Origin of the sequence: Pantoea sp. S62, assembly GCF_016658625.1 — a bacterium.
GTDB lineage: Bacteria > Pseudomonadota > Gammaproteobacteria > Enterobacterales > Enterobacteriaceae > Pantoea > Pantoea vagans.
In genome coordinates, this window is record NZ_JACVVI010000003.1 from 329,557 (window position 1) to 345,800 (window position 16,244).

14 protein-coding genes are annotated in these 16,244 nt (G+C 53.2%); 10 read left to right on the forward strand and 4 right to left on the reverse strand.

The genetic code is table 11. The features are described from left to right. Positions 1-31: 31 nt before the first annotated feature. The 3 genes from sppA (at position 32) to pncA (ending at position 3,618) form a co-directional block, all read left to right on the forward strand. Positions 32-1,894, forward strand: coding sequence for a signal peptide peptidase SppA (gene sppA / locus IBT54_RS06650; RefSeq protein WP_201251856.1), 1,863 nt, complete (start codon positions 32-34; stop codon positions 1,892-1,894). An 85-nt stretch (positions 1,895-1,979) separates the two neighbouring features. Beyond that, positions 1,980-2,993: an asparaginase gene (gene ansA / locus IBT54_RS06655; RefSeq protein WP_033783270.1), complete on the forward strand. Its 1,014-nt coding sequence runs from the start codon at positions 1,980-1,982 to the stop codon at positions 2,991-2,993. A gap of 16 nt (positions 2,994-3,009) precedes the next feature. Next, complete coding sequence (pncA, locus tag IBT54_RS06660; protein WP_095707109.1) at positions 3,010-3,618, forward strand: bifunctional nicotinamidase/pyrazinamidase; 609 nt, start codon at positions 3,010-3,012, stop codon at positions 3,616-3,618. A gap of 29 nt (positions 3,619-3,647) precedes the next feature. Here the strand turns inward: pncA and IBT54_RS06665 are convergent, their stop codons facing one another. Both IBT54_RS06665 and msrB read right to left on the reverse strand, forming a co-directional pair. Further along, the gene (locus IBT54_RS06665; protein WP_013358061.1) at positions 3,648-3,929 is read right to left on the reverse strand and encodes a YeaC family protein; all 282 of its coding nucleotides are present in this window, start codon (positions 3,927-3,929) and stop codon (positions 3,648-3,650) included. Between the two features lie 3 nt (positions 3,930-3,932). Continuing rightward, complete coding sequence (gene msrB, locus IBT54_RS06670) at positions 3,933-4,343, reverse strand: peptide-methionine (R)-S-oxide reductase MsrB (protein ID WP_013358062.1); 411 nt, start codon at positions 4,341-4,343, stop codon at positions 3,933-3,935. A gap of 340 nt (positions 4,344-4,683) precedes the next feature. Between msrB and gapA the strand changes: the two genes are divergently transcribed. After that, positions 4,684-5,682 (forward strand): glyceraldehyde-3-phosphate dehydrogenase, encoded by a 999-nt coding sequence (gene gapA, locus IBT54_RS06675; protein WP_013358063.1) that lies wholly within the window; start codon positions 4,684-4,686, stop codon positions 5,680-5,682. A gap of 74 nt (positions 5,683-5,756) precedes the next feature. Next, positions 5,757-6,650 carry a D-hexose-6-phosphate mutarotase gene (locus tag IBT54_RS06680; protein ID WP_201251857.1) on the forward strand — a complete coding sequence of 298 codons (894 nt, stop codon included), beginning with the start codon at positions 5,757-5,759 and terminating at the stop codon, positions 6,648-6,650. A gap of 2 nt (positions 6,651-6,652) precedes the next feature. Here IBT54_RS06680 and IBT54_RS06685 read toward each other — a convergent pair whose 3' ends face one another. Beyond that, a complete protein-coding gene (locus IBT54_RS06685) occupies positions 6,653-7,504 on the reverse strand; it encodes an aldo/keto reductase (RefSeq protein WP_095707107.1) in 852 nt (283 codons plus the stop codon). 72 nt (positions 7,505-7,576) lie between these two features. Then, a complete protein-coding gene (locus IBT54_RS06690) occupies positions 7,577-8,326 on the reverse strand; it encodes a MipA/OmpV family protein (protein ID WP_095707106.1) in 750 nt (249 codons plus the stop codon). 420 nt (positions 8,327-8,746) lie between these two features. Here IBT54_RS06690 and yeaG point away from each other — a divergent pair, with 420 nt between their 5' ends. The 5 genes from yeaG (at position 8,747) to wbaP (ending at position 16,176) form a co-directional block, all read left to right on the forward strand. Further along, positions 8,747-10,681 carry a protein kinase YeaG gene (gene yeaG, locus IBT54_RS06695; protein WP_003852739.1) on the forward strand — a complete coding sequence of 645 codons (1,935 nt, stop codon included), beginning with the start codon at positions 8,747-8,749 and terminating at the stop codon, positions 10,679-10,681. A gap of 89 nt (positions 10,682-10,770) precedes the next feature. Beyond that, positions 10,771-12,045, forward strand: coding sequence for a YeaH/YhbH family protein (locus IBT54_RS06700; RefSeq protein WP_110330377.1), 1,275 nt, complete (start codon positions 10,771-10,773; stop codon positions 12,043-12,045). Between the two features lie 248 nt (positions 12,046-12,293). After that, positions 12,294-14,021 carry a potassium/proton antiporter gene (locus IBT54_RS06705; RefSeq protein ID WP_033783277.1) on the forward strand — a complete coding sequence of 576 codons (1,728 nt, stop codon included), beginning with the start codon at positions 12,294-12,296 and terminating at the stop codon, positions 14,019-14,021. 78 nt (positions 14,022-14,099) lie between these two features. Then, a complete protein-coding gene (locus IBT54_RS06710; RefSeq protein WP_013358069.1) occupies positions 14,100-14,333 on the forward strand; it encodes a DUF1480 family protein in 234 nt (77 codons plus the stop codon). Between the two features lie 376 nt (positions 14,334-14,709). After that, entirely contained in the window at positions 14,710-16,176 is a 1,467-nt protein-coding gene (gene wbaP / locus IBT54_RS06715) for an undecaprenyl-phosphate galactose phosphotransferase WbaP (protein WP_201251858.1), read from the forward strand. The last annotated feature ends 68 nt before the right edge of the window (positions 16,177-16,244 follow it).

The window sequence follows — 16,244 nt, forward strand, 5'->3', positions numbered from 1 at the left end:
CACTTCCTGCTACATATTTATGGAGAGTCTGATGCGCACATTGTGGCGAATAATTGCAGGTCTGTTCCGCTGGAGCTGGCGGGTATTGAATTTTATCAGGGAATTCATTCTGAATATTTTCCTGATTTTATTGATTGTGGTGGGTGTGGGGATCTGGCTGCAGGTCAGCGGTTCGGGCGGCAGTTCAGCGCCGATTCAGCAGGGCGCACTGAAAGTCGATCTCAGCGGCGTACTGGTGGATAAACCGTCGGTAAGCAACCGTCTGAGTAAAATTGGCCGCCAGCTGCTGGGTGCCAGCAGTGACCGCTTACAGGAAAATTCGCTGTTTGATGTGGTCGATGCCATTCGCCAGGCAAAGGGCGACAGCAATATTAAAGGCATGGTGCTGGATTTACGCGAATTTGCCGGTGGCGATCAGCCTTCGCTGCAATATGTGGGTAAAGCGCTGCGTGAATTCCGCGACAGCGGTAAGCCAATTTATGCTCTGGGCGACAGCTACAGCCAGGCGCAATACTACCTTGCCAGCTACGCCACAAAAATCTATCTGTCGCCGCAGGGCACAGTGGATCTGCATGGCTTCGCCACCAACGGACTCTATTACAAAACCCTGCTGCAGAAGCTGAAAGTCACCTCACACGTCTTCCGTGTCGGGACCTACAAATCAGCGGTCGAGCCGTTCCTGCGTGACGACATGTCACCCGCGGCACGTGACGCTGATAGCCGCTGGGTAGGTCAGCTGTGGCAGAACTACCTGAATACCGTGGCGGCAAATCGCCAGCTGACGCCGGAACAACTCTTCCCGGGCGCAGCAGCGATCATTGCTGGTTTAAACGCGGTTAAAGGCGACACCGCGCAATATGCGCTGGATAACAAGCTGGTCGATGCCCTGGGTTCCCGTGCAGCAGCCGATCAGGAGCTGGTGAAAACCTTTGGTCTGGATAAGCAGAGCAACGATTACCGTAGCGTCAGCATCTATGACTACAGCGTGAAACCGGCCTCCTCGCAGCAGGATGGCAACATTGCGGTCGTCATGGCCAGCGGTGCCATCATGGATGGCGAAGAGACGCCGGGCAACGTCGGTGGCGACACGACAGCCGCTCAGATCCGCGATGCGCGTCTCGATCCAAAAATCAAAGCGATTATTCTGCGGGTGAACAGCCCGGGTGGCAGCGTGACAGCATCGGAAGCAATTCGTGAAGAGCTGGCGGCGGCCCAGGCCGCAGGTAAGCCGATTGTGGTCTCTATGGGCGGCATGGCGGCATCCGGCGGTTACTGGATCTCAACGCCTGCCAGCTACATTGTGGCGAACCCCAGCACGCTGACCGGCTCGATTGGTATCTTCGGCGTGATCAATACACTGGAGAACAGTCTGGACAGCATTGGCGTGCACACGGATGGCGTCGCGACCTCCCCGCTGGCGGATATCTCCACCACCAAAGCGCTGCCAGCAGAAGTTCAGCAGCTGATGCAGCTGACTATCGAAAATGGTTACCGCAATTTTGTGGGTCTGGTGGCGAAGTCGCGTCATAAAACTCCAGAGCAGATTGATGCGATAGCGCAGGGCCATGTCTGGACCGGCAGCGATGCCAAAGCCAATGGTCTGGTGGATGCGCTGGGTGACTTCGATGATGCCGTGAAGAAGGCGGGCGAGCTGGCGAAAGTCAGTAAACCCATGCTGAGCTGGTATCAGGATGAACCGACCTTCCTGGATATGGTGCTGGGCCAGATGAACGCCTCGGTACAGGCCGTATTGCCGGATACGCTGAAAGCCTGGCTGCCTGCACCAATGCTGGATGTCATGAGTGCCATGAAAGCCCAGCCGGGTCTGTTCGACAAGCAGAACGATCCTCAGAACCGTTATGCCTTCTGCCTGAACTGCGGCGAAGTGCGATAAACCTCTCAGCCCGGCCGCTGGTCGGGCTGCTTTTCCCCGCTATTCCCCTTATACTGCGCGTTTTATGGCGAGTCTGAGTTCTCTAATGCAAAAGAAAAACATCTACGTAGCCTACACGGGCGGGACAATCGGTATGCAGCGCTCTGCGCAGGGCTATATTCCGGTCTCAGGGCACCTGCAGCAGCAGCTGGCGAATATGCCCGAGTTCCACCGCCCCGAGATGCCTGATTTCACCATTCATGAATATCAGCCGCTGATCGACTCATCGGACATGACCCCGGAAGACTGGCAGTTTATCGCCAACGATATCCGGCAAAATTACGATCGCTATGATGGCTTTGTGATTCTGCATGGCACTGACACCATGGCGTTTACCGCTTCCGCGCTCTCGTTCATGCTGGAAAATCTGGCCAAGCCGGTGATCGTGACCGGGTCGCAGATCCCCCTGGCGGAGCTGCGCTCAGATGGTCAGCAGAATCTGTTAAATTCGCTCTATGTGGCGGCTAACTACCCGATTAGCGAAGTGTCTCTGTTTTTCAATAACACGCTTTATCGCGGTAACCGTACGACCAAGGCCCATGCCGATGGCTTCAACGCCTTCGCGTCGCCGAACCTCTCTGCACTACTGGAAGCGGGCATTCATATTCGCCGCCTCAATACGCCACCTGCCCCATCCGGTCAGGGCGAACTGAAAGTTCACACCATTACGCCTCAGCCTATTGGCGTGGTCACCATCTACCCTGGAATTTCCGCCGACGTGGTGCGTAACTTCCTTCGTCAGCCGGTTAAGGCGCTGATTCTGCGTTCTTATGGCGTGGGCAATGCCCCGCAGAACAAGGAATTTCTGGCCGAACTTCAGCAGGCCAGCGAACGTGGTATCGTGGTAGTTAACCTGACCCAGTGCATTTCAGGCAAGGTGAATATGGGCGGATACGCCACCGGCAATGCGCTGGAAGAGGCTGGCGTGATTAGCGGATTTGACCTGACGGTAGAAGCCGCGCTGACCAAGCTACACTTTTTACTCAGCCAGGAACTCTCTGCCGATCAAATCCGTGCCAGAATGCAGCAGAATTTGCGCGGCGAACTGACTGAAGACTGAAACGGAGCGACATGTAATGAAGCGGGCACTCATCATTATTGATATTCAGAACGATTTTTGCCCCGGCGGCCCGATGGCAGTCCATGAGGGCGACCACACGGTCGAGGTGGCCAATCGCTATGCGCGGCTGTTCCGTGAAAACGGTGAATGCGTACTGGCCCTGCAGGACTGGCACCCGGCCGATCACGGCAGCTTTGCCTCGGTTTCCGGTGAGCCAGTCTACACGCTGGGCGAGTTAAATGGTCTGGCGCAAATCTGGTGGCCCGATCACGGCATTCAGGGCTCAGAAGGTGCCGACTTCCATCCCGGTCTGGATCGTTCACTGTTCGATGCGACGTTCCATAAAGGTGAAGATCAGGATGTCGACAGCTACAGCGCCTTTTTTGATAATGGCCACCGTCGTAAAACCGAGCTGGACAGCTGGCTACGTGAGCGTGGCATCACCCATCTGGTGATGCTGGGGCTGGCGACAGATTACTGCGTGAAATATAGCGTGCTGGATGCGCTGGAATTGGGGTATCACGTCGAGGTGGTCAAAGAAGGCTGCCGCGGCGTCAATCTGAATCCTGAGGACAGTGAAATCGCCTTTGCTCAAATGACGGCTCAGGGCGCGATTCTGATTTAAAAATGGAGCTGGCATAACGCCAGCTTTTTTTAGTGCAGATGAATGCGGGTGACATCCGGGTCGATGCCGAACGCTTCTTTCAGCTCTTTTTTCGACTTCATCACCATCTCGCCGCCCTTGGCGATGGTCATATGCTGCGGCGCATCGTTGTGTCTTGCCTGCCACAGCATAACCAGTTGCAGGCAGTTGTCGCGCTGCTCCTGCGTCAGTGCCACACCATCCGGCCATTTTCCAATCTCTACTGCTGTTGCCAGTCGTTCGTAGACTTCAGGTGTCATCGACGCAAGCATTGCTTCAAGTTGTTCCTTCATCGCTTACCCTTTGGTCTGTTCGCCCTGCTCGTCGGTGAAATTCAGCGAGGCGGAGTTAACACAGTAGCGTTCACCGGTCGGTTGCGGACCATCGGGGAAGACATGCCCCAGATGCGCATCGCAACTCCCGCAGCGGATCTCAACACGCTGCATGCCATGAGAGTTGTCTTCGATATAGCGAATCGCATCATCATTCACCGGCTGGTAAAAACTGGGCCAGCCACAGCCTGAATCATATTTGGTCTCTGAGAGGAAAAGTGGCGCCTCACAAACCAGACAGTGGTAGATCCCTTCCTGCTTGTTGTGGAGCAACGCGCCGCTGTAAGGCGGTTCCGTTCCGCGATGCTGAGTGACGTAGCGCTGCATTTCAGTCAGCTGCGCAATTTTTGCTTCGGGTGCGGTGTCTTTAGCCATTTTAGGATTCCGGGAAGTGCCATTCTGAAAAATTCGACTATTATTCTAACAAACGATCAACATTACTGGGTCTTTTTTTGTGCTCACCCTTTCATGCTGTTCACTGCAAAGCGTAATTGTGACTTCGATCACCTTTTATCCCGGGCATCCCTATATATTCGGCGATTGATTCGACGAAACGCGATAACATTGGCGGCGCGCAAGCGGTTGCGCATTGAATTATTCCTCTCAGGCGAATTGACCTGTCGCAACAATTGACACGATTCCGCTTGACGCCTGGTAAGGTTTTTGTAATTTTACAGGCAACCTTTTATTCACTAACAAATAGCTGGTGGAATATATGACTATCAAAGTAGGTATCAACGGTTTTGGCCGTATCGGTCGCATCGTTTTCCGTGCTGCTCAGAAACGTTCTGACATCGAAATCGTTGCTATCAACGACCTGCTGGACGCGGATTACATGGCGTACATGCTGAAGTATGACTCTACGCACGGTCGTTTCGACGGCACCGTAGAAGTTCAGGATGGCGCACTGGTCGTTAACGGTAAAAAAATCCGTGTTACTGCTGAGCGTGATCCGGCCAACCTGAAGTGGGATGAAGTGGGCGTTGACGTTGTTGCTGAAGCAACCGGTATCTTCCTGACCGACGAAACCGCGCGTAAACACATCACCGCAGGTGCTAAGAAAGTCGTTCTGACCGGTCCATCTAAAGATGACACCCCTATGTTTGTTCGTGGTGCAAACTTCGACAAATATGATGGCCAGGATATCGTTTCTAACGCTTCCTGTACCACTAACTGCCTGGCACCACTGGCAAAAGTCATCAACGATAAGTTTGGTATCGTTGAAGGTCTGATGACCACCGTTCACGCTACCACTGCGACTCAGAAAACCGTTGATGGCCCGTCTCACAAAGACTGGCGCGGCGGCCGTGGCGCATCGCAGAACATCATTCCTTCATCAACTGGCGCAGCAAAAGCCGTTGGTAAAGTTCTGCCAGAGCTGAACGGCAAACTGACTGGTATGGCATTCCGCGTACCTACCCCTAACGTTTCCGTTGTTGACCTGACCGTGCGTCTGGAAAAAGCGGCTTCTTACAAAGAAATCTGTGCTGCAATCAAAGCGGCTGCAGAAGGTGAGATGAAAGACGTTCTGGGCTACGTTGAAGATGACGTGGTTTCTACCGACTTCAACGGCGAAGTCCTGACTTCAGTATTCGATGCTAAAGCGGGTATCGCGCTGAACGACAACTTTGTGAAACTGGTTTCCTGGTACGACAACGAAACTGGCTACTCAAACAAAGTTCTCGACCTGATTGCGCTGGTTTCTGCTAAATAAGGCAGACAGACATCATTGAGATTAAGGGCGACTTCGGTCGCCCTTTTTTTGATCCGCACAGGAAGGAATCGAACATGCAAGATAAACTGTTTTCTCTGCCCGTGGTTACGCAGATCTCCCCTTACCTTTCGCAGCGTCAGGTTGGCGAATTACCGACGATTGTTGTCAGTCATCCAAAAGTACGGGCAGCGATCACGCTGCAGGGCGCGCACCTGATCGCCTGGCAGCCGAGTGGCGAAAAGCCGGTACTGTGGCTGAGCGACAAGAGTCTGTTTTCACCGGGCAAAGCGATTCGTGGCGGCGTACCGATCTGCTGGCCTTGGTTTGGTCCGGCAGGCGAACCGGCACACGGTTTTGCCCGGATTCAGACATGGAAGCTTACGGCGCATGATGAGAATGAAGATGGCGTAATGCTGACGCTAGTGCTTGAGAGCAACACTCAGACGCTGAAACTGTGGCCACACGAATTTACCCTGATCGCCCGTTTCCGCCTGGGTCAGCATTGTGAGATTGAACTGGAAGCGCATGGTGACTTTGACGCCACGGCAGCGCTGCATAGCTTCTTTACCGTCAGTGACATCAACGGTGTTGAGGTCTCCGGTCTGGGCAACAGCTATATCGACAAAGTAAATAACGGTGAGGTTGCCAGCAGTGATGGCAAACAGCGCTATCCGGGACGCATCGACCGTATCTTCACTGCAGCAGAAGATTGCTCGGTCATCAATGATACAGCCGGTGAGCGACAGATCGAAGTTTACCACCACCATCACAGTGACGTTGTCACCTGGAATCCGGGTGTGGAACTCTCCTGCAGCATGGCGGATATGGCGAATGAAGGGTATAAGACAATGGTCTGTGTAGAGACGGCCCGGATCAGTAAGCCGCTGCGCAGTGCGGGTGAAAAGCCGGCACGCCTGGCCACAACGTTCCGTCTTAAGAAGAAAGTCGCAGCCAGCGACAAAGCTTAGGGCTAAACGATATCCAGCGGTAATTTATGCTGTGGTGCTGGCCAGGCACGATCGATGAGCTGTAACTCTTCATCGGTCAGTTCCACCTCCAGCGCCGCAGCATTTTCCTGGACGTGAACCACAGAACTGGCTTTGGGAATGGCAATGACGCCAGGCTGACAAATTACCCAGGCCAGCAGTAATTGCGCCACGCTGATGCCCTTCTGTTGTGCAATCTGATTCAGCACCACATCAGTAAACAGTGCGTCCCGCAACCGTCCAGCCTGTGCCAGCGGACAATAGGCCATCACCGGCACGCCACGCTGCTGACAGACGGGCAGCAGATCAAATTCAATACCGCGTGAAGCCAGATGGTAGAGCACCTGATTGGTCGCGCACTGATTGCCTCCGGGTTCGTCCCACAGTTCGGCCATATCATCAGTATCAAAATTCGAGACGCCCCAGTGACGAATCTTGCCCTGCTGCTGCAGGCGCTCCATGGCGCGCAGAGTCTCTTCCAGCGGAATATTACCGCGCCAGTGCAGCAGATAGAGATCAAGGTAATCGGTCTGCAGACGGCGCAGGCTGCGTTCACAGGCTTCAATGGCATCTACTTCGCCGGCATTCCACGGATAGACCTTCGAAACCAGCAACGCTTTATCGCGACGCCCCAGCAGTGCCTGCCCGACCACCTCTTCAGCGCCGCCCTCTGCATACATTTCGGCGGTATCAATCAGTTGCAATCCACACTCAAGACCTGCCTGTAATGCCGCGACTTCACCGGCCCGCTGCGCCGGGTTTTCGCCCATATACCACGTGCCCTGACCGATTACCGGCAGGTCGCTGAAGCCAGCGAAGTTGATCGTGTTGCGCATTCTGCTCTCCCGCCTCATTCTGAGGCCCCATAAAAGAACAGAGGGCACTCGGTGCCCTCTTTCGGTGCGTTATCAGAAGGTGTAGCTGACACCTGTCCAGATCGTCGTCTGCCCGCTCTTATCAATCATCGGGCTGTCTTTGATTTCGCTGTCGAAGCGGGTGTAACGTCCCACCACGCCAACATTCCACTGCGCTGCAATCTGATAGCTGGCACTCAGCTCAACATAAGGTGACCAGCTGTCGTCCGGATTGTAACGACTGATGCCGGTACGTGCGCTTTCATGCGCGGAAACACCGTAATAATAACGGTTTTGATTGGCGCTATTCCACATGGCACCGATGCCCGGCGTCAGGCTGAAGTCACCCATCTGGATGGGATAGAGGTAAGTCAGGTCCCAGATTATGCCGTTGCTGTTATTGAGCACGTCGCCCAGCAATGCCGTGCGGACAACCCCCCAGTCGGCGGTGTGGCGATAGGTTGCGCCACCCATCAGCGTCATGCGGCGCTTATCCAGCCCTTTCATATCGCCCAGATCGTTGTCGCTGGGTTTGTACTCCTGCGGTGAGCCCAGCAGCGTCAGCGAGAGCTGATTCTGAGGATCTTTCCACAGGTAGTAACCGCCCTGCAGGCTGCGGAACCAGAAGTCTTCACCCTCATAATTGATGACCGGAACCGGAAGATAACGATCCTGTCCGCCACGATAAGGTGAGTCGGCATAGATGACCGATGCCCCTACAGAGAGCGGAGCGGCATTGGCGTGCGCCGCCAGTAAATAACAGGGTAAAAGTGCAACAAGCGTCTTAAATTTGAATTGGTTCACAATTTATTCATTCCATAAATATAACAATCAAACAGGAAGTCTAACGTTTTTTTACGGCTGGATTAACTTATATCGAAATCCTTTAAGCAACCAACAGATGAAAGTGGCACCAAAGGTTAAAAACAAGTTAAGTTAAAGCATCACCCATATGAACTCATCTCACAACTGACCCGAATTAGTCATGATCTTCCCCTCATTCGCCCAAACCCATGGAGGAAATTTCCTAGAAGCCATCTACAGTTAGAATTAACAGCAGAGATTTTGTACGAGCAGAGTAACCACAAAAGTTGTGTATCCCGATAAAAAAGATCAGGTTGGCATAAGGGTTGCTGTACTCAACAGAGAATATCTTCCGGGAGCTGCTACACGTCTTAAATTACGCTCCTTACCTGTGCTAAAAACGAAAGGACGGGCATCGCTATGAATATATTCGATCACTATCGTCAGCGTTATGAAGCTGCCAAGGACGAAGAGTTCACACTGCAGGAATTTCTTGCCATCTGTAAGCAGGATCGCAGTGCATACGCCAACGCTGCAGAGCGACTGTTAATGGCTATTGGAGAGCCAGTAATGGTCGACACTGCTCAGGAGCCACGCCTTTCCAGAATATTCTCCAACCGTGTGATGGGACGCTATCCGGCGTTCGAGGAGTTTTACGGCATGGAGGAAGCGATTGAACAGATCGTCTCCTATCTGAAACATGCCGCTCAGGGACTTGAGGAGAAGAAACAGATCCTCTATTTACTGGGTCCGGTGGGTGGCGGTAAATCTTCCCTGGCGGAACGGCTTAAGTCGCTGATGCAGCGGGTGCCCATCTATGTGCTAAGCGCTGACGGTGAACGTAGTCCGGTCAACGATCATCCTCTTTGCCTGTTCAATCCGCAGGAAGACGCGCATATTCTTGAAAAAGAGTATGGCGTGCCGCGCCGTTACCTCGGCACTATCATGTCGCCCTGGGCTGCGAAACGCCTTCACGACTTTGGTGGCGATATTTCGCGGTTCAAAGTCGTAAAAGTCTGGCCGTCGATTCTGGAACAGCTGGCGATCGCCAAAACCGAGCCGGGTGATGAGAACAACCAGGATATCTCTGCGCTGGTGGGTAAAGTGGACATCCGTAAACTGGAAAACCACGCACAAAACGATCCTGATGCCTACGGTTACTCTGGTGCACTCTGCCGCGCGAACCAGGGCATCATGGAATTCGTGGAGATGTTTAAAGCGCCGATTAAGGTGCTGCACCCACTCCTGACAGCAACGCAGGAAGGTAACTACAACGGCACCGAGGGGATTTCGGCGCTGCCGTTTAACGGTATTATTCTGGCGCACTCCAACGAATCAGAGTGGGTGACGTTCCGTAACAACAAGAATAATGAGGCGTTCCTTGACCGTGTTTACATCGTCAAGGTGCCCTACTGCCTGCGGGTCTCTGAAGAGATCAAAATCTACGACAAACTGCTTAATCACAGTGAGCTGGCAACCTCGCCCTGCGCTCCGGGCACGCTGGAAACGCTGGCACGCTTCTCTATCCTGTCACGACTCAAGGATCCTGAGAACTCCAGCATCTACTCCAAAATGCGGGTGTACGATGGTGAGAGCCTGAAAGACACCGACCCTAAAGCGAAGTCCTGGCAGGAGTATCACGACTACGCCGGTGTGGATGAAGGCATGAACGGCCTTTCAACCCGTTTTGCCTTTAAAATCCTGTCGCGGGTATTTAACTTCGATCACGCCGAAGTGGCGGCTAACCCGGTGCACCTGTTCTACGTGCTGGAGCAGCAGATTGAGCGCGAGCAGTTCCCGCAGGATCAGGCGGAGAAATACCTTGAGCACCTCAAAGGCTATCTGATTCCTAAATATGCTGAGTTTATTGGCAAAGAGATTCAGACAGCCTATCTGGAATCCTACTCTGAATATGGTCAGAACATTTTTGACCGCTACGTGACCTATGCCGACTTCTGGATTCAGGATCAGGAGTATCGCGATCCCGATACCGGACAGTTGTTTGACCGTGAGTCGCTCAACGCGGAGCTGGAGAAGATCGAGAAGCCTGCTGGCATCAGTAACCCGAAAGATTTCCGTAACGAGATTGTCAACTTCGTGCTGCGCGCCAGGGCACACAATAACGGCCGCAATCCGAACTGGACCAGTTACGAGAAATTGCGCACCGTGATTGAGAAGAAAATGTTCTCGAATACGGAAGAGTTGCTGCCGGTCATCTCGTTTAATACCAAGACCTCTACCGATGAGCAGAAAAAGCATGATGATTTTGTCGATCGCATGATGGAAAAAGGCTATACCCGCAAACAGGTTCGCCTGCTGTGTGAATGGTATCTGCGTGTGCGTAAATCGTCCTGATAAGAGTCTGTAAGCTTGCCGGTAAGTGATACCGGTCTGACAGGGTCGGGTTCGCCCGGCCTGCTTACAATGTAGTTTGGGGGAATACCATGGCCTATTTCATCGATCGCCGGCTTAACGGCAAAAACAAGAGCGCGGTAAACCGCCAGCGCTTCTTGCGCCGTTATAAGTCGCAAATTAAGCAGTCGATCTCCGAGGCCATCAATAAACGCTCGGTGACCGACGTAAGCAGCGGTGAGTCCGTCTCTATCCCGATTGACGATATCAATGAGCCGATTTTCCATCAGGGGCGCGGCGGTAACCGCCATCGGGTCCATCCGGGCAACGACCATTTTGTGCAGAACGACCGCGTTGAGCGTCCGCAGGGTGGCGGCGGCGGCGGCAGTGGTCAGGGCAATGCCAGTCAGGATGGTGAAGGTCAGGATGAGTTTGTCTTTCAGATATCGAAGGATGAGTATCTTGACCTGCTGTTTGAAGACCTCGCCTTGCCTAACCTGCGTCGTAACCAGCATCGTCAGCTGAATGAGTATAAGACCCACCGGGCCGGCTTCACCTCCAATGGCGTGCCGGCCAATATCAGCGTTGTGCGCTCATTGCAGAACTCACTGGCGCGTCGTACGGCGATGACAGCAGGTAAACGCCGGATGCTGCATGAACTGGAAGAGACGCTGCAGGAAGTTGAGAACGCTGAACCGGCACAACTGCTGGAGGAGGAGCGGCTGCGCAGAGAGATTGCCGAGTTACGGGCGCGCATTGAACGCGTGCCCTTTATCGACACCTTCGATCTGCGCTACAAAAACTTTGAGAAGCGCCCGGAGCCTTCCAGCCAGGCAGTCATGTTCTGTCTGATGGATGTATCCGGTTCAATGGATCAGGCGACTAAGGATATGGCCAAACGCTTCTATATCCTGCTCTACCTGTTCCTGAGCCGCACCTACAAGAATGTCGATGTGGTTTATATCCGCCATCATACGCAGGCTAAAGAAGTCGATGAACAGGAGTTCTTCTACTCTCAGGAGACCGGCGGCACCATCGTTTCCAGTGCGCTGAAACTGATGGATGAGGTGGTGAAAGAGCGTTATGACCCGGCGCAATGGAACATCTATGCAGCACAGGCCTCGGATGGGGATAACTGGGCTGACGACTCACCGCTTTGCCATGAGATTCTGGCGAAGCATATTCTGCCGGTCGTGCGTTACTACAGTTATATCGAGATCACCCGCCGGGCGCATCAGACCCTGTGGCGCGAGTATGAGCATCTGCAGGCGACGTTTGATAACTTTGCCATTGAACATATTCGCGAGCCGGAAGATATCTATCCGGTGTTCCGATCGCTGTTCCATAAACAGGCAACGGAAGCCTGATGCACTAAGCCGGTTAATCACCGGCTTTTTTTATCTGCCGAATAACCTGCTAAAACAGTCTGTTTTCTCCCGCTTGCCTGCCAACCCCCTCATTCTTCACATTAATCTGATTCCATATGCTGTTAAGCAATTCGTATAATACGCATTTTCACAATGACAACTCCTTGATAAAACATTATCTTTCAGAGATAGCATGGATATTTGTCATCAGTTGCCGCATCGTACTGCCATATCTCAGGAGACCGGGTTTGAACCACACTATTGTCTACAGTCTGTTTATCATCGGTTCCGTGCTGGTCGCATCGAGTATTCTGCTCAGCTCTTTCTCATCCCGGCTGGGTATTCCTATTCTGGTTATCTTCCTCGCACTGGGTATGCTGACCGGTATTGATGGTATCGGCGGCATCGCCTTTGATAACTATCCTGCGGCGTATCTGATTTCAAACCTGGCGCTGGCGATCATCCTGCTGGATGGCGGCATGCGAACTAAGGCCAGCTCGTTTAAAGTTGCGCTGGGGCCTGCGCTGTCGCTGGCAACTGTCGGGGTAATGATTACCGCGGGCTTAACCGGCGTAGTGGCGGCCTGGTTATTTAACCTCGATATGATGCAGGGCTTCCTGATTGGCGCCATCATCGGCTCTACGGACGCCGCGGCCGTCTTCTCTCTGCTGGGTGATAAAGGCCTGAATGAGCGCGTCAGCTCCACGCTGGAGATTGAGTCGGGCAGCAATGACCCGATGGCGGTGTTTCTGACCATCACCCTGATTGAGATGATCGAGCAGGGCCGTAGCGGCCTTGACTGGATGTTCCTGGTGCATCTGGTGCAGCAGTTTGGTCTGGGTATTGTGTTAGGCCTGGGCGGCGGCTGGGCGCTGCAGCAGCTGATTAACCGCATCAGTCTGGCCCCAGGGCTTTATCCGCTGCTGGCGCTGAGCGGCGGCATTCTGGTGTTCGCCCTGACCACGGTGTTAGAGGGCAGTGGTATCCTTGCGGTCTATCTGTGCGGCTTTTTACTGGGCAACAGCCCGATTCGGAACCGGCATGGCATTCTGCAGACCTTTGATGGGATGGCGTGGCTGAGCCAGATTGGCATGTTCATCGTGCTGGGGCTACTGGTGACGCCGTCTGATTTATGGCATATCGCGGTGCCGGCGATGATCCTCTCGCTATGGCTGATTCTGGTGGCGCGCCCGTTATCGGTGTTTATTGGGCTGCTGCCGTTCCGCAGCTTCACCACGCGCGAACGTTTTTTTATCAGCTGGGTCGGCTTACGCGGTGCGGTGCCGATTATCCTCGCGGTCTTCCCGATGATGGCCGGATTAGAGAACGCCTCGCTCTATTTTAATATCGCCTTCTTCGTGGTGCTGGTCTCCCTGATGTTGCAGGGCACCTCGCTGGGCTTTGCGGCGAAAAAAGCCAAAGTGGTGGTGCCGCCCACCGCCTCGCCGATCAGCCGTGTCGGCCTGGATATTCATCCGGAAAATCCGTGGGAGCAGTTTGTTTATCAGCTCAGCGCTGACAAGTGGTGCGTGGGTGCCGCACTGCGTGACCTGCAGATGCCGCGCGAGACCCGCATCGCCGCCCTCTTCCGTGACAATGTGCTGATGCACCCAAACGGCGGGACACGGCTGAAAGAGAACGACGTCATCTGCGTGATTGGTCGTGAGCGCGATCTTCCGGCGCTGGGCAAGATGTTCAGCCAGTCACCGCCTGTTTCGCTCGATCAGCGCTTCTTTGGTGACTTTATTCTGGATGCCGAGGCCCGCCTGCGCGACGTTGCGCAGATTTACGGACTCGAGCTGGATGAGAGCACTAACGATCAGCAGTCACTGGGGCAACTGGTGCTGGCAATGCTGGGCGGCTCGCCGGTCGTCGGCGATCAGGTGGAGTGGAATCAGCTGACCTGGACCGTCGCAGAGAAAGAGGATAACCGCATCGTGAAGATTGGTGTCCGTCCGGCTGAAGAGAAGGAATAATCCTAATCATTCAGCCACGTTATTTTCTCTCAGTGCGCTAAGCTTAACTGTCTATGCCAGTTAAAACGGGAGAAATGAATGGGACACGTGGTTAAAATTGGTCGTTATGAGATTGTAGATGCCGATCTTGACAGTGAGAACGCCGACACCGTCAGTATCCCCTGTCACACCAATCCCGGCTTAATTACCCAACTCGATGGCTGGGATCGTGATACCAGCGTACCGGCCTGGATTGACGGGGAGCCAGTGAATCTGCAGATTGGCCACTATGATAAACAGCAGGACCGCTGGATTTTAAAGAAACCTGCCTGAGCCACTATCACTACCGCCAGTCATATGATTTGGCGGTAATTCCTAAAAAGCGTCTTAAACAGTTTGGTTATAACCGACCTCTTCCTTATTTTATTCAATAAAAACCCGCAGTTAGCGATTTAAAACTTTAATCACTTTTGATGTTTTCAGATTTTTTCCGTATTAACTCTGTCAAATAACTCCTGCATACTCATTCTCAATGCTGCAACATTTCGTGAGTACCATCACGCTTTAATCGTTACCTTTTTTGCAGCTGCACTGGCTGTACTGACTGCAACAGACTGAAAATTATTTTTTAATTTTTCAGAGGCCCACTCCTGAGCGCGTATTTGATTCTGATCAGGCCATCTTTTACTTGAGAAAGAGAGCAGGTTTTATGGCAAGTACATTGATAATGAATAGCCCGAGCCGCTCGTGGAGCGGAACGCGTAAAAATATCATCGTGAAATTCGCCCTGAGTTTTTCCGATCTGATTGCACTTAACCTGGCGCTGTTTTTATCTGCCGCGACGATACAGGGTATTTGGGGCGAGCTGGATACCTTTATTCCACCGCATCAGATTGAATATCGTTTTGTGGCGCAGTTTATTATGTCAGTTATGTGTACCGGCTGGTTCTGGGTACGACTGCGCCATTATACCTATCGCAAACCCTTCTGGTTTGAGCTGAAAGAGATCGTTAAAACATTATTTGTTTTCTCGCTGCTCGACCTGGCGCTTATCGCCTTCTCTAAATGGGACTTCTCCCGCATGGTGTGGGTCTTCAGCTGGACATATGCCCTGCTGCTGCTGCCGCTGATGCGCGCTCTGGTTAAACGTGCCATTAACAAGGCGGGCCAGTGGCAGAAAGAGACCATCATTATCGGTTCCGGCCGCAACGCCACTGAAGCGTATGCGGCGCTGCAGAGTGAAGAGATCCTGGGCTACAACGTGCAGGCCTTTATCTCGGTGGATGATGTTCCGGCTCAGCAGAGCGTGAATGGTGTGCCAGTGATCACCTGGAAAGATATTAACTGGCAGACCATTGACCGTGACAACGTGCAGTTTATTGTTGCTATGGAATATGAGCAGCAGCCGATGCGCGATCGCTGGCTGAAGTTCCTGTCGAAGATGAACTGCCGGTCAGTTTCGGTGATCCCGACGCTGCGCGGCGTGCCACTTTACGGCACGGACATGTCTTTCATCTTCAGTCATGAAGTGATGATCCTGCGCGTCAGTAATAACCTGGCGAAACACTCTTCCCGTTTCATGAAGCGTGCCTTTGATATTGTCGTCGCGTCGATGCTGCTGCTGTTCCTTGGCCCAATCTTCGCCCTGCTATGCTATATGGTGAAGCGTGACGGCGGGAATGCAATTTATGGTCACGAGCGTGTGGGCCAGAATGGCAAAAAATTCAAATGTCTGAAATTCCGTTCCATGGTGACCAATTCCAAAGAGGTGCTGGAGAAATTGCTGGCGACCAGTGAAGAGGCCCGGATGGAGTGGGAAAAAGATTTCAAACTGAAGAATGACCCGCGCGTGACCCGGATTGGCAGCTTCCTGCGTAAAACCAGCCTCGATGAATTGCCGCAGCTGTGGAACGTGATTCGTGGTGAGATGAGTCTGGTCGGCCCGCGTCCGGTCATCGAAGCTGAACTGGAGCGTTATGCCGGTGACGTCGACTACTACCTGATGGCCAAGCCAGGCATGACCGGCCTCTGGCAGGTCAGCGGACGTAACGATATCGACTATGATACCCGCGTCTATTTTGACTCCTGGTATGTTAAAAACTGGGCGCTCTGGACCGATATCGCGATCCTGTTCAAAACCGCAGGCGTGGTGCTACGCCGCGACGGTGCTTACTAAGAAAGACCCTGCGATGCCTGTTTACAGCAGGCATCGCACTTTCCGCACGACTTCCTCTATCTTTTTTG